The organism is Flavobacterium kingsejongi (assembly GCF_003076475.1).
Classification (GTDB): Bacteria; Bacteroidota; Bacteroidia; order Flavobacteriales; family Flavobacteriaceae; genus Flavobacterium; species Flavobacterium kingsejongi.
On the sequence record NZ_CP020919.1, the window covers coordinates 2,023,463 to 2,040,102 of the forward strand.

Consider the following 16,640-nt stretch of genomic DNA (forward strand, 5'->3'; position numbering starts at 1 on the left):
AAAAAATTATTAATTGTTATAATTAGAGTGAATTATAGGGGTTGTTTTAAAAATTAATTATGAGATATATTGTTCTTTTCCTCCATTTAATATTGTTTTCTATTGGCAATGCCCAACAACTTGCTGGACATGTTTATGATAAAAACACTCAAAAACCAATTGAAGGCGCAAATGTCTATTTAGACGGTACTACATTAGGAACCATGACCAATAAGGATGGCTATTTTGCTATCACGGCAAAAAATAAAATGCCGAATGCATTGGTCTTTAGTTTTATCGGATATGAAACGATAACGGTAGAGGATCCATTTTCGTACGACAAGAATTTTAAAGTGCTGATGAAGGAAGATCTTATTGGCCTGGAAGAAGTCGTTATCGGCAGTCCGTTGTTCAGCCGTAAGAAGATGCTTGCCGCTTTCAAAGGGCAGTTTTTGGGTACATCCAAGTCCGCTTCTTCCTGTAAGATACTGAATGAGAATGATATTGTGCTGCATTATGATCCCGATAATCATGTGCTTTCTGCCAGTGCAGAGAATCCGTTGCGGATCGTAAACAACTACCTCGATTATGATATTATTTTTGACCTTTCTGATTTTGGGGTGAAATATAATTTCAATACCCTTGAACCTTTATAGTGTATCGCAGAGTTATTTTTTAGGGACTACTTTTTTCAAGGATATTTCCAAAGGCAAGAAGAATGCGCAAAAAAGGCGTAAACAAACCTATATGGGCTCGTCAGCGCATTTGATGAAGACAATAGCCGAAGGAACCTGGGAGAAGGAGAAATTTGAATTATTTGTGCATCAGTTTAAAGATGATCCTAAAATATATTTCAGTATTTCCGATACGCTAGGAATAAAGAAAATAACAGTATTAGAACAGCCTAAGAAAGAAATAAAAAGAGTGAATGTGCTTCGTACCCCTATGGTAGTGTCGGAAGGGAAAGATGGAACAATATGGGTAAAAGAATATTTTAATATCCGTTACAATGCCAATAAAGTTTCAATCATGGATTTTGTAGCACCCGAAATTTATGTCGACAAGAGTGGGAACTTTAATCCGGTAACCGGGGTGATTTTTGGAGGGTATATTGGTAGCCTAAAAGCAGGTGACCTATTGCCGGTTGATTATCAGGCTGAAGATTAGTGTGTTATAAAATATTTAAAAAATAGGAGCTTAGCTTCAAATTATAGTAAATTTGCATCAAAGCAAATCCAATGAAAAACAAAAAAACTTTAGTGCTCGGAGCTTCAGCAAATCCCGAACGATATTCGTATAAAGCAATTAACAGCCTGACGGCTAAAGAACATGCTGTAGTGGCAATCGGGCAAAAAGAAGCAGAAGTAGCCGGTGTAAAAGTTCATACAAAACAAATTCCATTAAAAAATATAGATACCGTAACGTTATACCTTAATCCAGCGCGACAACGAGACTATTATAATTACATCATCTCGTTACAACCCAAAAGAGTTATTTTCAATCCGGGGACAGAGAATCCGGAATTCTACCAGTTGCTGAAAGTGAATAATATACGTGTTGATATTGCCTGTACGCTGGTAATGCTGGCTACAAACCAATATTAGGTTATAATAAGTAATCCGTAAATATCCGGGATTAAAAGAATAAAAGGCTGTTTCGCAATTTGTGGAACAGCCTTTTGTAGTTATTTAAGATTTGCGCTCTTGCAATAATGGAGAAGCTGTAGATTTGCTGATAAGCAGCAATCCGATAAATGTGATTAATCCATTTATAATGATGAGCTCATTATCAAAAACATAGTTCCCGAAAAAGAACGTTGATTTCCAACTCAAAAGGAACGTCAATGCCGGGGCAAGGATACAAATTATAGGGACGAGCCTGTCATTAACACTTTTCCGTTTCATAAAAAGGCCAAAAGAATACAGTCCGAGTAATGGGCCATAAGTATAGGAGGCGACTTTAAAAATCATGCTGACAACTGAGGAATCATTGATGATATTAAATACGAGGATGACCAAGAACATAAGCAACGAAAAGGAAAGGTGCACAATGTGGCGGTTCCTGACATTATGAGGTTTGGCATTGTTCTCCGCTTTATCCATTCCAAGAAAATCCACGCAGAATGATGTGGTCAAGGCTGTAAGTGCTGAATCGGTGGTGGCAAAAGTAGCCGCAGTTAATCCTAAAAGGAATACTATGGCCGGAATAAGTGTTAGGTGTTTGAATGCGATTTCAGGAAACAGCAGATCGGTTCTGGGTTTGCCGCTGATCGCATCCAATGGAACTTCGATATTATACTTAGCCGCATAAATGTAGAGCAAGGCCCCAACACTAAGAAAGAAAATATTGATGATCACAAAGATTCCCGTGAAGGTAAACATGTTTTTTTGAGCTTCGCCGATATTCTTGCAGCTCAGGTTTTTTTGCATCAGGTCCTGGTCCAGTCCCACCATGGCTATAGTGACGAAAATCCCGCCCAAAATCTGTTTGGCGAAATGATTTTTTTCGGTGATAAAATTATCAAAGAAAAATATTTTAGAATAGCTACTGTTTTTAACCGCGTCAAAGGCTTCCGGTATGTTGTAATTTAGGCTGTCGCAAATGAAATAAATCGTAAAAAATACGGATGATACAAGGAATAATGTTTGTAGCGTATCAGTGATAATAATAGTTTTAAGGCCGCCTTTGTAGGTATAGGCAAAAATAAGTGCGAGTGAAATAAGTACAGTTGCCCAGAAAGGAATGCCATAGGCATCAAAAACAAAATGTTGTAATACGATCACCACCAGGTAAAGACGGAAGGCCGATCCGATCGTTCTGCTGATCAGGAAGATCAGTGCTGCTGTTTTATACGAATAATACCCCAGCCTGCTTTCAATATACCCGTAAATAGACGTCAGGTTCATGCGGTAATATAGGGGAAGGAGTACCTTGGCAATAATGATGAACCCGATGGCATTTCCAAGGACAAACTGGAAGTATTTAAACTGATTTGCCGGTAATCCCACTTCGCCCGGTACCGAAATAAATGTTACCCCGGATAAAGCTGTACCGATCATTCCAAAGGCTACAAGGTACCATTTGGAGTTTTTGTTGGCTTTAAAGAAAGCATCATTTCCGGAATCCTTTCGGCTCATAATCCTTGAAATCAGAATTAGGATCCCGAAATAGGCAATAATCAAAATTAAAATGGAGTTTGGTGACATCGTTTCATTTTTAGCTGATGCCAAAGTTAATTAAATGGAGCAATCGAACAATTTTTAGCCCTTATAATATTAAAAATGATCCGTTTTATAGCAGATTCCGTTCATTTGCATTATATTAGGTATGCTGTAAAATGATTATCTTTGCCCCAATGGAATTCTCTTCAAAATTATTAGAAAAAGCTGTTGGCGAAATGTCGCAGTTACCGGGAATCGGTAAAAGAACCGCATTACGTTTGGTATTACATCTGTTAAAACAGCCAAAAGACCAAACCCGCTTTTTATCGGAAGCCTTATTGGGGATGCGTGAAAATATAAAATTCTGTAAAAAATGCCATAATATTTCCGACGTTGAAATCTGTGAGATTTGTGCCAATGACAAAAGGAATCACGAACTTATTTGTTTAGTAGAAGATGTCCGGGATGTAATGGCGATTGAGAATACCGGCCAATACCGTGGAATATATCATGTACTGGGCGGAAAAATTTCTCCTATTGATGGTGTTGGCCCCAGCCAGCTTACTATAACATCACTCGTTGATAAAGTGAATTCCGGATGTATTGCCGAGATCATTTTTGCATTAAGTTCCACGATGGAAGGGGATACGACTAATTTTTACATTTATAAGCAGATAAAAGATACTTCAGTTGTGCTTTCTACTATTGCCAGGGGAATTTCTGTAGGGGACGAACTTGAATATGCCGATGAAGTTACCTTAGGGCGCAGCATATTGCAGCGGATACCTTTTGAGATTGCTTTGAAAAAATAAATTCAAGTGGGGTTTCAGCCGCTTTTGAAGGATACAATATATTAATGATAGTGCGTTTTATATGTGTAATTGAAAAACTATCTTTGTCTTACTAAATAAATTGCTACATGAATAGACTTTTACTGGTTGTTTTGATTTTTGCCGGGCTGGTAACCTCTTGTGTTCCTAATAAAGATCTGATCTATCTACAGAATAAAAATGCCGATGCAAAAGAATCAGTAATCATGCCTGTAGTTGCGAAGCCATATCGTGTACAGACCAACGATGTCCTTAGCATCAATATAAAAGCCTTAGATGCCAAACTGGTAGAGATTTTCAGTAAAAAAACTTCTGGTGATTCCAATACTGCCGAAGGATTATATTTTGACGGATTTACTGTAGATGACCATGGAAATATCAGGATACCTGTTTTGGGGGAAGTGAATGTTATCGGTTATACCCTGGATGAAATCAGGATTAAAATTGAAAAGCAACTTCTGGACGACTATTTCAAGAAAGAGGCTAATGTTTTTGTCAGCGTAAAATTGGGTGGATTCCGTTATACAATTAATGGGGAAATTGCCTCTCCGGGAACACAGATATTATTTCAGGAGAAAGTGAGCATTATGGAGGCAATCGCCAATGCGGGAGATATTACCGTAACCGGAAACCGGAAAGACGTTACAATCATCCGGCAATACCCCCACGGTACAGAAATACACAGTATTGACCTGACCGATGTAAAAGCCATGCAATCTCCTTACTTCTACATCCAGCCCAATGATTATATTTATGTCAAGCCATTGAAACAAAAGTCATGGGGAACGGGGACAACAGGAGTGCAAACATTGGCGACAATCTTTTCGGCCCTGTCTTTAATTACAACAATTGTATTGCTAAAAAATCTATAACCGATTATGCTCGATACTAAAGATTTTTCTTTTTTTGAAAACAACAATAATTTTGATTTTAAGGGATTCCTGCTTAAGATTCTTAGTTATTGGAAGTGGTTTATTGTTTCCCTGATTATCACATTTACCATTGCCTACCAGATTAACATTCGTAAAGAAAAAATTTATGGAATGGAATCGCTTATTGTCATAAAGGATGAAAATAATGCTTTGTTCTCTTCCAGTACCAATTTGGTTTTCAACTGGGGCGGTACATCCGATAAAGTACAGGCCGTTATTACCACTCTAAAATCCAGGCTTCATAATGAGGCGGTAGTCCAAAACCTGAATTTTTACATAAAATATTTGAAGACTGGGGAATACAATCTCCAGGATGCATATGGTGAAGTCCCGTTTTATGTTGTTATTGATAAAACAAAGCCACAGTTATCCGGCAGGCTGATTAAAGTTCGGTTTATCAATGATACCGAATATAAAATTACCATCATGTTTGATACGGAGAGTGTAGGATTGACTAAATATTCGGATAATTCATTTTCCAATACGACGGTGGCACTTCAGAAATTTGAAAAGAACTATCAGATAGGAGAAGAGGTAAATTTGCCTTTTCTTCATTGGAAACTGGAATTAAACGAGAATCCGGGATTTTATAAAGATGCTGAATATTTTGTGCAGTTTGATGATTTTAATGGCACTGTAGCTTCCTATAGAGGCTTAGGAGTGGATATTGATACCAAAGGCGCTTCAATATTGCGGTTGACCATGCAAGGTGCCAATAAGGCACGTATGGTAGATTATTTAAATGCTACTGTAGAAATCCTTCGAAAAAATCAATTGGATAGTAAAAATCAATTTGCCAATAATACCATTCGTTTTATCGATAGTACTATTGTAGCCATGGGGAGACAGCTTGCCGAAAATGAAGATGAATTAAAATCATTCCGGAAAGACAAAAATATCTTTAACCTGGAGAATGGCGGAGAGATGATCAATGAAAAAATATCAGCTTTTGATCTGGAAAAAGAAGCCATTAAGCGAAAGATGTCCTATTACAACTCATTAGAGAGTTACCTGAATAAAAGTGATGATTATTCGCGACTGCCTGCTCCGAGTGTTGCCGGGATTGAAGATCCTAATATTGTGGTCAATGTAGCCAAACTAATTTCTTTTTCAACGGAAAGATCAGAAATGGCTTATTCTGTTAAAAACGACAAATTATTCCAGGAATTTGACAATCAGATGGAAGCGGTAAAACGTGTGTTGGTCGAAAATATTAAGAGTGCCAAAGTTTCGCTGGGTGGTGATCTGCAGCAGGTCAATACCCGGCTTAATTCAGCCGAAGCAAACATCAGGACATTACCAGAAGACCAACAGGATTTGTTGAAAATTACCCGAAAATATGACCTGAATGAAAATATCTACAAAACGTTTCTGGAAAAAAGGAGCCAGGCCGATATAATTAAGGCCTCAAACCTGTCAGATATCCAGTTTATTGATCCAGCTAAGGATATTGGTGGCGGTCTTATTGGCCCCAAAACCTCTGTGAATTATGTAATGGCTTTGTTTTTAGGGATGCTAATTCCATTACTGATTGCCTTTACCATTACCATTTTAGACAATAGTATTCATACGATAGAAGATATACAGGCTTTGACCCAGATTCCGGTATTGGGAATAGTAGGAAAAAAGACCACATTAAATAATCTGGCTGTTTTTGAAAAACCAAAATCAGCATTAGCAGAATCTTTCCGGGCGATACGATCGTCCCTTCAGTTTATGTATAAAAAGCAGAACATTGCAGGGGCTAAAACCTTAATGATTACTTCGTCCATTAGTGGGGAAGGGAAAACATTTTGTTCGATCAATATTGCGACTGTTTTTGCGCTAAGTGAGAAGAAAACTGTTATTGTAGGGTTGGATTTGCGGAAGCCTAAAATTTTCGAGGATTTTAATATTGAAAATACCTATGGTGTAGTCAATTTTTTGATCGGTCAGAAGACAGTCGATCAGATTATCCAAAAGACCCATATCTCCTACCTTGATGTTATTCCGTCCGGTCCGGTTCCGCCCAATCCGGCTGAATTGATTTTAGGGGACAGCATGAAAGTATTGCTGGATGAACTGAAGGCAAAATACGATTATATTATTTTGGATACCCCACCAGTAGGCCTTGTTTCCGATGCGTTGGAATTGGCGCCTTATTGTGATGTGACATTGTATATTGTACGACAGAATGTAACCAAAAAAGGAATGCTTTCTATTGTGAATACAAAGCACAAAAGAGGGGAGCTGCATCATATCAGTATGGTGCTGAATGGTTTTGAAAACAAGACCAAATATGGATATGGATATGGATATGGATATGGGGATTATTCCGCAGGGTATCATGAAGAAGAGCCTAAGGGGTTTTTCGGGGAACTGAAAAGTAAAATTCTTAAGAAAAAATAATAAAGTGAGCTCCGAAAAAGAAGAATGGCTGTACGAAATAAAACCAAAGGATAAATTACTATCGCTAAATTTTGAAGAAATTTGGCGCTACCGTGATTTGTTGCTAATGTTTGTAAAACGAGATATTGTTACTTATTACAAACAAACCATCTTAGGGCCATTATGGTTCTTGATCCAGCCCCTCATTACTTCGGTGGTACAGTTTGTGATTTTTGATGTCATTGCCGATATACAATCGGATGGAGTTCCCTATTTTCTCTTTGTATTGGCAGGAAATACACTTTGGTCTTATTTTTCCGAATGCTTTAAATCAACTTCAGATACTTTCAAAACCAATCAGAGTATTTTTGGGAAAGTATATTTTCCAAGAGTGATTATGCCTTTGTCGGTAACCGTATCCAGTTTATTAAAATTCGGAATACAATTTGCGCTTTTTATTACGGTGTTACTCTATTGTTGCTACCGGGGACTTGACGTCCACCCCAATTGGACAGCACTTTTTATCCCCTTTATATTATTGACAATGGCGCTATTGTCTTTAGGGTTTGGAATGATCATCTCTTCTTTAACAACGAAATACCGAGATCTCACTTTTGTGGTTTCTTTTGGAATACAGTTGTATATGTATGTTACCCCCATTATCTATCCGCTATCGACAGCATTGGAAAAGGTACCAGAAAAATGGCATTGGCTTTTATATGCCAATCCGTTAACTAACCTATTTGAATTCTTTAAGTATGGCTTCTTAGGGAAAGGGACTTTTTCGATTGGCGGATTGCTGTATTCTTTTGCCTTCTCAGTTATTGCCTTTTTGCTGGGATTGATTATTTTTAATAAAACTGAAAAAAGTTTTATCGATACAGTTTAATTTAAACCGGAAGTAATATTATTATGGAAGACCAGAAAAAAACGATTCTAATTACCGGTGGTGCTGGATTTATAGGATCCAATCTTTGTGCACATTTTTTAGGTCAAAACTACAACGTAGTATGCCTGGATAATTTCGCCACAGGTTTTCGATCCAATATAGAGGCTTTTTTAGAGAACCCTAATTTCACCTTAATTGAAGGCGATATACGCAACCTTTCCGACTGTAAAAAAGCTGTTCAGGATGCAAATTATGTATTGCATCAGGCAGCTTTAGGATCTGTGCCCCGTTCGATCAATGACCCTATTACAACCAATGAAGTAAATGTTTCCGGTTTTCTCAATATGCTGGTGGCAGCGAGAGATGCTAATGTAAAACGTTTTGTCTATGCGGCAAGTTCTTCTACCTATGGCGATTCACAAGGATTGCCTAAAGTCGAAGCAGTAATCGGTAAACCATTATCGCCCTATGCAATTACTAAATATGTCAATGAGCTTTATGCTGAAATATTCAGTACTACATATGGATTAGAGACAATTGGGCTGCGTTACTTTAATGTTTTTGGCAGAAAACAAAATCCAAAAGGCGCCTATGCGGCCGTTATTCCTAAATTCGTAATCCAGCTGATGCAACATGAAAGCCCGGTAATTAATGGGGATGGAAATCATTCCAGGGATTTCACTTATATCGATAATGTGATACAGATGAATGAGCTGGCAATGCTGACTGAAAATAAAGAAGCCTTAAATACAGTTTTTAATACGGCTTATGGTGATCGCAATACACTGAATACTTTGGTGGGGTATCTTAAGGAATACTTGAGTGAATACGATCCGGAAATTGCCAATATAGCGACCATACATGGAGAAAACAGGCAGGGCGATATTCCTCATTCGCTGGCCAGCATCGATAAAGCAAAGAAGCTTCTGGGTTATAATCCTAAATTTTCCCTCCAGGAAGGATTAAAAGTTGCTGTACAATGGTACTGGCAAAATTTGAAATAAAACGGTTGCATGCTTCGGTTGCGATAGCCCATTTTTAAATGTGAAACCGTTGTTAAATATATCACATAATGAAAAAAAATAGCGATAATTGCCAAATCCTTTTAACTTTGCATTCTTGCTGAAAAAGATTATATAATGAAAATAAATACTATTTGCTGCATCGGGGCAGGTTACGTTGGCGGCCCTACTATGGCAGTGATTGCAAAAATGTGTCCTCATATTAAAGTAATTGTGGTGGACTTAAACGCAAGCAGGATTGCGGCATGGAATGATGACAATGTAAACAATATTCCGATTTATGAACCAGGCCTTAGCGAAATTGTTGCTGAAGCCCGGGGACGAAACTTGTTTTTCTCTACAGATGTAGAAAATGCGATTTCGGAAGCACAAATGATTTTTATTTCTGTCAATACCCCAACGAAGACCTATGGTTCGGGAAAAGGGATGGCGGCTGACTTAAAGTATATTGAATTATGCGCGCGGCAGATTGCAAAAGTTGCCGTGAATGATAAGATAGTAGTAGAAAAATCGACACTCCCTGTTCGTACTGCAGAAGCGATTAAAAATATATTGGATAATACGGGAAACGGAGTAAAATTTCAAATTTTATCCAATCCTGAGTTTCTGGCAGAAGGTACAGCTGTGCAGGATTTATTAAATCCGGACAGAGTGCTTATCGGAGGCGATACAACTGTAGAGGGAGAAGAGGCAATAGCAGCATTAGCTGCTATATACGGAAACTGGATATCAGAAGACCGGATTTTAAAAACGAATGTATGGTCCTCGGAATTATCAAAATTATCGGCGAATGCATTTTTAGCACAGCGCGTTTCTTCGATTAATGCCTTATCGGAATTGTGTGAAAAAACAGGTGCTGATGTAAATGAGGTTGCCAGGGCTATTGGGATGGACAGCAGGATTGGATCTAAATTCCTGAAATCATCTGTTGGTTTTGGCGGATCTTGCTTTCAAAAAGATATTTTAAACCTGGTATATATCGCAAAATCCTATGGACTTACTGAAGTGGCAGACTACTGGGAACAGGTGATTATTATGAATGATCATCAAAAACGCCGTTTTGCCAATAATATAGTTAAAACACTTTATAATACAGTATCGGCTAAAAAGATTACGTTTTTAGGGTGGGCATTTAAAAAAGACACCAACGATACCAGAGAATCGGCTGCGATTTATGTTGCAAATGATCTGCTGAATGAACAGGCAAATATTGCCGTTTATGATCCAAAAGTTACAGAAAAACAAATCCTGTTCGATCTTGATTATCTGCATTCCAGAACAGAAGCAGAAAACAGGGATGGGGTTGAGGTATTTGAAGATCCGTATGAAGCCTGTAAAGATGCTCATGCAATAGCAATCCTTACAGAATGGGATGTTTTTAAAACCTATGATTGGGAAAAAATATACGAACAGATGCATAAGCCAGCTTTTATCTTTGACGGTAGGAACCTACTGGATGGAGAAATGCTGAGCAGGATAGGATTTAAATACCAATCGATTGGATCTGCAAAAAAATAGATATGATTAAAATAGCCATTATAGGATTAGGATATGTAGGGACACCTTTAGCAAGATTATTTGCCACAAAATATCCTGTGGTTGGCTTTGATATAAATCAAAAGCGAATTGAAGCATTAAAAAAAGGGATAGATTCCACACTCGAACTCGATAAAGAAAGCCTGCTTTCGGTATTGGTTGAAAAACCATCGGACAATGTAGGATTATACTGTTCGGCAGATTTAGAAGATATCCGGGACTGTAATTACTATATTGTTACAGTGCCTACGCCTGTAGACAAACACAATAGACCCGATCTGGATCCGTTATACCGCTCCAGCGAAACCGTTGGGAAAGTACTCAAAAAAGGAGATACCGTGATTTATGAATCGACAGTATATCCCGGAGTAACAGAAGAAGAATGTGTGCCCGTATTAGAGCGAATTAGCGGTTTAAAGTTTAATGAAGATTTTTTTGCAGGATATTCACCGGAACGAATTAATCCCGGAGATAAGGAACATACCGTAGATAAAATACTGAAAATCACTTCCGGGTCAACACCAGAGACCGGACATGCAGTCAATGCATTATACCAATCTGTAATAACCGCAGGAACCCATTTAGCCCCATCAATAAAAGTAGCAGAAGCAGCGAAAGTAATTGAGAATTCACAACGCGATATTAATATTGCTTTTGTGAATGAACTGGCAAAAATTTTTAACCTCTTAGAGATTGATACCCATGCGGTATTGGAAGCTGCAGGAACAAAATGGAATTTTCTCAATTTCAAGCCTGGTTTAGTTGGTGGTCATTGTATTGGGGTTGATCCTTATTATCTCGCACAAAAAGCACAGGAGAAAGGATACAATCCTGAAATAATTCTTGCAGGCAGGCGTTTGAATGATAGCATGGGCGAATACATAGCAACACAAGTAGTGAAACTCATGATTAAAAATGGAATTATTGTCAATGATGCCCATTTATTAATGCTGGGAATTACTTTTAAGGAAAATTGCCCTGATGTGCGCAATACTAAAATTGTAGATGTAATCCATGCTCTTTCAGAATATGGGATGCAGATTATAATATATGATCCCTGGGCAAATCCTGAAGAAGTGATGCAGGAATATGGAATAACTACGACTGCCGTATTACCAGAAGACACTTTTGATACCATAATTTTGGGAGTCGCACATGATGAATTTCTGAAACTGGATTTTGATCAGTTAAAATCGACAGAGAAAAGTGTGGTCTATGATGTCAAGGGAGTTTTAGGGAGGAAATCCGATGGTGGGTTATAGTCAATAGATTTAACGAATAAGCTTATATAATTGTTATGAAAAGAAATAGTATAAAACACGTTATTCTTTCTGGAGGAGTTGGCAGCAGATTGTGGCCATTATCCCGGAAAAGTTTCCCGAAGCAATACCTCGATATATTTGATGGTAAGTCATTGTTTGAAATGACTGTTGAGCGGAATTATAATTTGGCTGATGAAGTTATTGTAATTGGAAATCTTGAAAATACACATTTAAGCCAGTCTGTCATGGACAAGTCTAAGATAGCATATGTGAATATCATTGAATCGACACCTCGTAATACTGCAGCAGCGATAGCCTTTGCAGCCTTTGCTTCAGAGCCGGATGATATTTTAATTGTAACGCCTTCCGATCATATTATAGATGGTGAAGAGGAGTATAATAATGCGATTAGCGCTGCTATAGCGAAAGCAGAAGAAGGGAACATTGTTACTTTCGGAATACTGCCTACCAAACCCGAAACAGGCTATGGCTATATAGAATATAAAGGTGATAGGGTCGTGTCATTTCGCGAAAAGCCTAATTCAGTAACAGCTCAGGAATTTATTTCAAAAGGAAGTTTTTTATGGAATAGTGGTATGTTTTGCTTTAAAGCAGGCGTTTTATTAGAAGAATTGAAATTGTACAATCCTGAGGTGTATGAGAAGTCAAAAATTGCCTGGAAAAATTGTAAAGATGGAAAGTTAGACCGTGAGCTATCGATGGATATTCCTTCAATTAGTATTGATTATGCTGTAATGGAGCGTAGCAAGAAGATAAAAGTGGTTCCGGCAAAATTTGGATGGTCGGATTTAGGGTCTTTCGAATCCGTATATGAGTATTTAAAAACTATTGGACATCCTGTCGATGCGTATGGAAATATGGTGATAGGTACTAAAAATTATACGGCATTCTTAGGGTTGGAAAATACCATTTTTGTGCACACCGAAACTGCCAATCTAATTTTACACAAGGATCAATCACAGGACGTTAAGACATTATACAACCAATTGGAAAAGTTGAATTCTGATTTATTAAATTAATTAGACTTCTAACTTGTATTAATATAATAATAAGTTATTTTTTTTAACAAAACAGAGTTAAATTCAATAATAAATGTATTTTTACAGTTTTTTAGTATTTTGAAATTCACGTAGCTATATCGTTATAATGAAAAAAATTTTAATTACGGGTGGTGCAGGTTTTATAGGATCTCATGTTACGAGACGATTTGTGATAAATTATCCTGAATATCAAATTTTTAATCTCGACAAATTGACTTATGCGGGTAATCTTGAGAATCTTACAGATATTGAAGATGAAGCTAATTATAAATTTTTATTTGGTGATATAGTAGATGAAGATTTCGTCAATTCCATTTTTAGAGATCATGATTTTGATGGTATTGTGCATTTGGCTGCTGAATCACACGTGGACCGATCGATTAAGGATCCATTAGCTTTTGTAAAAACAAATGTAATTGGTACAATGAATTTGCTCAATGCAGCGAAAAATCAATGGGAAGAAAATTTTGAAGGTAAACGCTTTCACCACATTAGTACGGATGAGGTTTATGGTTCTTTAGGAACTGAAGGGCTTTTTACCGAGACAACAGCATACGATCCAAATTCGCCTTATTCAGCATCTAAAGCGAGTTCTGATCATTTTGTAAGAGCCTATGGTGAAACCTATGGTCTTCCGTATGTAATTACCAATTGCTCCAATAATTATGGGCCCAATCATTTTCCTGAAAAATTAATTCCTCTTTTTATTAATAATATTATTACTAATAAACCGTTACCAGTATACGGTGATGGGAATTATACCCGGGATTGGTTATTTGTAGAAGATCATGCCATTGCTATAGATCTTGTTTTTCATAAAGGAAAAAATTATGAGACTTATAATATTGGGGGATTCAATGAATGGAAAAATATTGATTTAGTAAAATTATTATGTTTCATTATGGATGAGAAACTCGGTAGACCTAAAGATACATCATTAGGCTTAATTACTTATGTTAAAGATCGTCCAGGACATGATTTGCGTTACGCCATTGATGCTTCTAAAATTAATAAAGAATTAGGATGGAAGCCATCGGTTACTTTTGAGCAGGGATTAGAGCATACTATTAATTGGTATCTGTCAAATCAAGAGTGGCTTAATAATGTAACAAGTGGGGATTACCAAGAGTATTATAAAAAACAATACAATAAATAAAAAAAATGCTGATTGAAAAAATGTTTATTAAAGATTTATTAGTGATAACTCCACAAGTATTTGAAGATGAGCGTGGTTATTTTTTTGAATCCTACAATGAAGTATCATTTTTAGATAATGAAATTGCAGTAAAATTCATTCAGGATAATCAGTCTTTCTCCCATAAGGGGGTAATTAGAGGATTACATTTTCAAGTTCCTCCTTTTGCACAAACAAAATTAGTTCGCGTACTACAAGGTGAAATAGTAGACGTTGCTGTAGATCTTCGAAAAGATTCAGAAACATTTGGCGAGTATTATAGTATTCATCTTTCAGAAGAAAATAAAAAACAATTATTAATTCCAAAGGGTTTTGCTCATGGCTTTTCAGTGTTGAGTACAACTGCGATGGTTAGTTATAAAGTTGATAAATTATATAATAAAGAATATGAAAGGGGAATACGTTTCGATGACTCCCTGTTGAATATCGATTGGAAAGTTACTGTCGAAGAACAAATTGTTTCTTCAAAAGATTTCTCGTTGATGGGATTTGATGCTATAGACTGAGAGTTATATTGATCATGAAAAAAATACTTGTAACCGGCTCTAATGGTCAATTGGGCAGCGAAATAAAAAAGCTAACAGAGTATTATTCTCAGTTTGATTTTGTTTTTGCAGATAGATCTGATTTTTCGTTAGATGATGGTAAGGCTATTGTCACTTTTTTAAATAAAGTAAACCCCGATTTTTGCATAAATTGTGGAGCATACACTGCAGTAGACAGAGCAGAATCAGAACCAGAATTAGCAGATTGTATAAATCATATTGCAGTTAGTATTATTGCTAAATGGACAGCAGAAAATAATTGTAGGCTTATTCATATTTCAACAGATTATGTTTTTGATGGTAACTCTTCACTTCCGCTCTTAGAAGATGCTGAAAATATACCAGTGAATGTGTATGGAGAAACAAAGCTTTTAGGAGAAAAAGCTAGTATTGAAAATAATACTCAGAGTATAATAATTAGAACATCATGGGTATATTCTGAATTTGGTAATAATTTTGTTAAGACAATTTTGCGCCTAATGTCAGAAAGAGATGTTATCAATGTGGTAAATGATCAGATTGGAAGTCCTACATATGCTGCAGATTTAGCAGAAGTGGTATTAAAGATTATAGATACTGAGAATTGGGTGCCTGGCATCTATCATTATTCTAATGAAGCGGAGATTAGTTGGTTTGATTTTGCAGTAGCAATAAAAGAATTAACAAATAGTGACTGTGATGTCAGGGGAATTGCAACTTCAGAGTATCCAACACTGGCAAAACGTCCCGCTTATTCATTACTGAATAAAAATAAAATAAGGAATATCTATAAAATAGAAATTCCAAATTATAAGCAAAGCTTAATAAAATGTTTGAATAAGTTAATTGATACAAGTAGGTAGATATAGGATAATGTAACTAAAATAAACCCTGAAAACCACAACTGATTGTAAATCAGGTTTGGCTAACTGTTTCAGAAACTAAATCTAATGCAACTAATATGAAAGGAATAATCTTAGCTGGAGGTTCCGGAACTCGTTTATACCCGCTTACAAAATCAATATCCAAACAGTTAATGCCTGTTTATGATAAGCCAATGATATATTATCCATTGTCGGTTTTGATGTTAGCAGGGATCAAAGAAATATTAATAATTTCTACACCACATGATTTGCCAGGGTTTAAAAATCTTTTGGGAAATGGTAGTAATTTTGGTATTATTATTCAATATGCGGAACAACCTAATCCTGATGGTTTAGCTCAAGCTTTTATTATAGGAGAAGAGTTTATAGGGGCTGATAATGTATGTTTGATTTTAGGAGATAATATTTTTTATGGGCATGGATTAACGGCTCTCTTGAAAACAGCGATTGATAATGTACAGTGTGATAATAAGGCTACGGTTTTTGGTTATTATGTACAAGACCCACAGCGATATGGTGTTGCAGAATTTGATGAAGAAGGAAATGTAATTTCTATCGATGAAAAACCAGCTTTTCCTAAAAGTAATTATGCTATAGTGGGACTTTATTTCTATCCTAATTCTGTAGTAGAAAAAGCAAAGAATATTGCCCCGAGTGAGCGTGGTGAACTTGAAATAACAACAATAAATCAAGCCTATCTTTTAGAGAAAAATCTTAAAGTTGAACTTATGGGGAGGGGGTATGCCTGGTTGGATACAGGAACGCATGAATCCTTATTGGAGGCTTCAAATTTTGTTCAGACTATTGAAAGGAGGCAGGGTTTAAAAGTAGCATGTTTGGAAGAAATTGCTTATGATAAAGGGTTAATCTCTAAGGAGAAACTATTCATTCTGGCGACTGAGTTAGAAAAAAGTGCATATGGAAAGTACTTATTGGGAATTTTTGATAGAAAATAAAATTTTTAATCTTCAATAGAACAATTCTTGCATATATCATTT

General features: G+C 36.5%; 16 protein-coding genes. 15 read left to right on the top strand and 1 reads right to left on the bottom strand.

Going from position 1 to position 16,640, the window contains the following annotated elements; genetic code table 11:
• Positions 1-59: 59 nt before the first annotated feature.
• The 3 genes from FK004_RS08855 (at position 60) to FK004_RS08865 (ending at position 1,583) form a co-directional block, all read left to right on the top strand.
• Positions 60-635 carry a carboxypeptidase-like regulatory domain-containing protein gene (locus FK004_RS08855; RefSeq protein WP_108736949.1) on the top strand — a complete coding sequence of 192 codons (576 nt, stop codon included), beginning with the start codon at positions 60-62 and terminating at the stop codon, positions 633-635.
• The gene (locus FK004_RS08860; protein WP_108736950.1) at positions 622-1,146 is read left to right on the top strand and encodes a hypothetical protein; all 525 of its coding nucleotides are present in this window, start codon (positions 622-624) and stop codon (positions 1,144-1,146) included. Before FK004_RS08855 ends, FK004_RS08860 begins: the two co-directional genes overlap by 14 nt.
• 71 nt (positions 1,147-1,217) lie before the next feature.
• A complete protein-coding gene (locus FK004_RS08865) occupies positions 1,218-1,583 on the top strand; it encodes a CoA-binding protein (protein ID WP_108736951.1) in 366 nt (121 codons plus the stop codon).
• Positions 1,584-1,667: 84 nt separating this feature from the next.
• Here the strand turns inward: FK004_RS08865 and FK004_RS08870 are convergent, their stop codons facing one another.
• On the bottom strand, positions 1,668-3,185 hold the full coding sequence (locus FK004_RS08870; RefSeq protein ID WP_108736952.1) for a sodium:solute symporter: 1,518 nt from the start codon (positions 3,183-3,185) through the stop codon (positions 1,668-1,670).
• A 149-nt stretch (positions 3,186-3,334) separates the two neighbouring features.
• On the opposite strand from FK004_RS08870, the gene recR reads away from it, so the two are divergent.
• The 12 genes from recR to rfbA all read left to right on the top strand — a co-directional run bounded on the left by recR (position 3,335) and on the right by rfbA (position 16,598).
• Complete coding sequence (recR, locus tag FK004_RS08875) at positions 3,335-3,952, top strand: recombination mediator RecR (RefSeq protein WP_108738791.1); 618 nt, start codon at positions 3,335-3,337, stop codon at positions 3,950-3,952.
• A 107-nt stretch (positions 3,953-4,059) separates the two neighbouring features.
• Entirely contained in the window at positions 4,060-4,842 is a 783-nt protein-coding gene (locus tag FK004_RS08880; protein ID WP_108736953.1) for a polysaccharide biosynthesis/export family protein, read from the top strand.
• Positions 4,843-4,848: 6 nt separating this feature from the next.
• Positions 4,849-7,290: a polysaccharide biosynthesis tyrosine autokinase gene (locus FK004_RS08885; protein WP_108736954.1), complete on the top strand. Its 2,442-nt coding sequence runs from the start codon at positions 4,849-4,851 to the stop codon at positions 7,288-7,290.
• Between the two features lie 4 nt (positions 7,291-7,294).
• The gene (locus FK004_RS08890; protein ID WP_227871695.1) at positions 7,295-8,158 is read left to right on the top strand and encodes an ABC transporter permease; all 864 of its coding nucleotides are present in this window, start codon (positions 7,295-7,297) and stop codon (positions 8,156-8,158) included.
• A gap of 23 nt (positions 8,159-8,181) precedes the next feature.
• Positions 8,182-9,162, top strand: a complete 981-nt coding sequence (locus tag FK004_RS08895; RefSeq protein WP_108736955.1) for an SDR family oxidoreductase — start codon at positions 8,182-8,184, stop codon at positions 9,160-9,162.
• A gap of 135 nt (positions 9,163-9,297) precedes the next feature.
• Positions 9,298-10,698: a nucleotide sugar dehydrogenase gene (locus tag FK004_RS08900; RefSeq protein WP_108736956.1), complete on the top strand. Its 1,401-nt coding sequence runs from the start codon at positions 9,298-9,300 to the stop codon at positions 10,696-10,698.
• Between the two features lie 2 nt (positions 10,699-10,700).
• Entirely contained in the window at positions 10,701-11,978 is a 1,278-nt protein-coding gene (locus FK004_RS08905; protein ID WP_170108550.1) for a nucleotide sugar dehydrogenase, read from the top strand.
• Between the two features lie 35 nt (positions 11,979-12,013).
• Positions 12,014-13,018, top strand: a complete 1,005-nt coding sequence (locus tag FK004_RS08910) for a mannose-1-phosphate guanylyltransferase (protein ID WP_108736957.1) — start codon at positions 12,014-12,016, stop codon at positions 13,016-13,018.
• Positions 13,019-13,145: 127 nt separating this feature from the next.
• Positions 13,146-14,195, top strand: a complete 1,050-nt coding sequence (rfbB, locus tag FK004_RS08915) for a dTDP-glucose 4,6-dehydratase (protein WP_108736958.1) — start codon at positions 13,146-13,148, stop codon at positions 14,193-14,195.
• A gap of 5 nt (positions 14,196-14,200) precedes the next feature.
• The gene (gene rfbC / locus FK004_RS08920) at positions 14,201-14,740 is read left to right on the top strand and encodes a dTDP-4-dehydrorhamnose 3,5-epimerase (RefSeq protein WP_108736959.1); all 540 of its coding nucleotides are present in this window, start codon (positions 14,201-14,203) and stop codon (positions 14,738-14,740) included.
• Positions 14,741-14,754: 14 nt separating this feature from the next.
• Positions 14,755-15,621, top strand: coding sequence for a dTDP-4-dehydrorhamnose reductase (rfbD, locus tag FK004_RS08925; protein WP_108736960.1), 867 nt, complete (start codon positions 14,755-14,757; stop codon positions 15,619-15,621).
• Positions 15,622-15,719: 98 nt separating this feature from the next.
• On the top strand, positions 15,720-16,598 hold the full coding sequence (gene rfbA / locus FK004_RS08930) for a glucose-1-phosphate thymidylyltransferase RfbA (RefSeq protein ID WP_108736961.1): 879 nt from the start codon (positions 15,720-15,722) through the stop codon (positions 16,596-16,598).
• Positions 16,599-16,640: the final 42 nt, after the last annotated feature.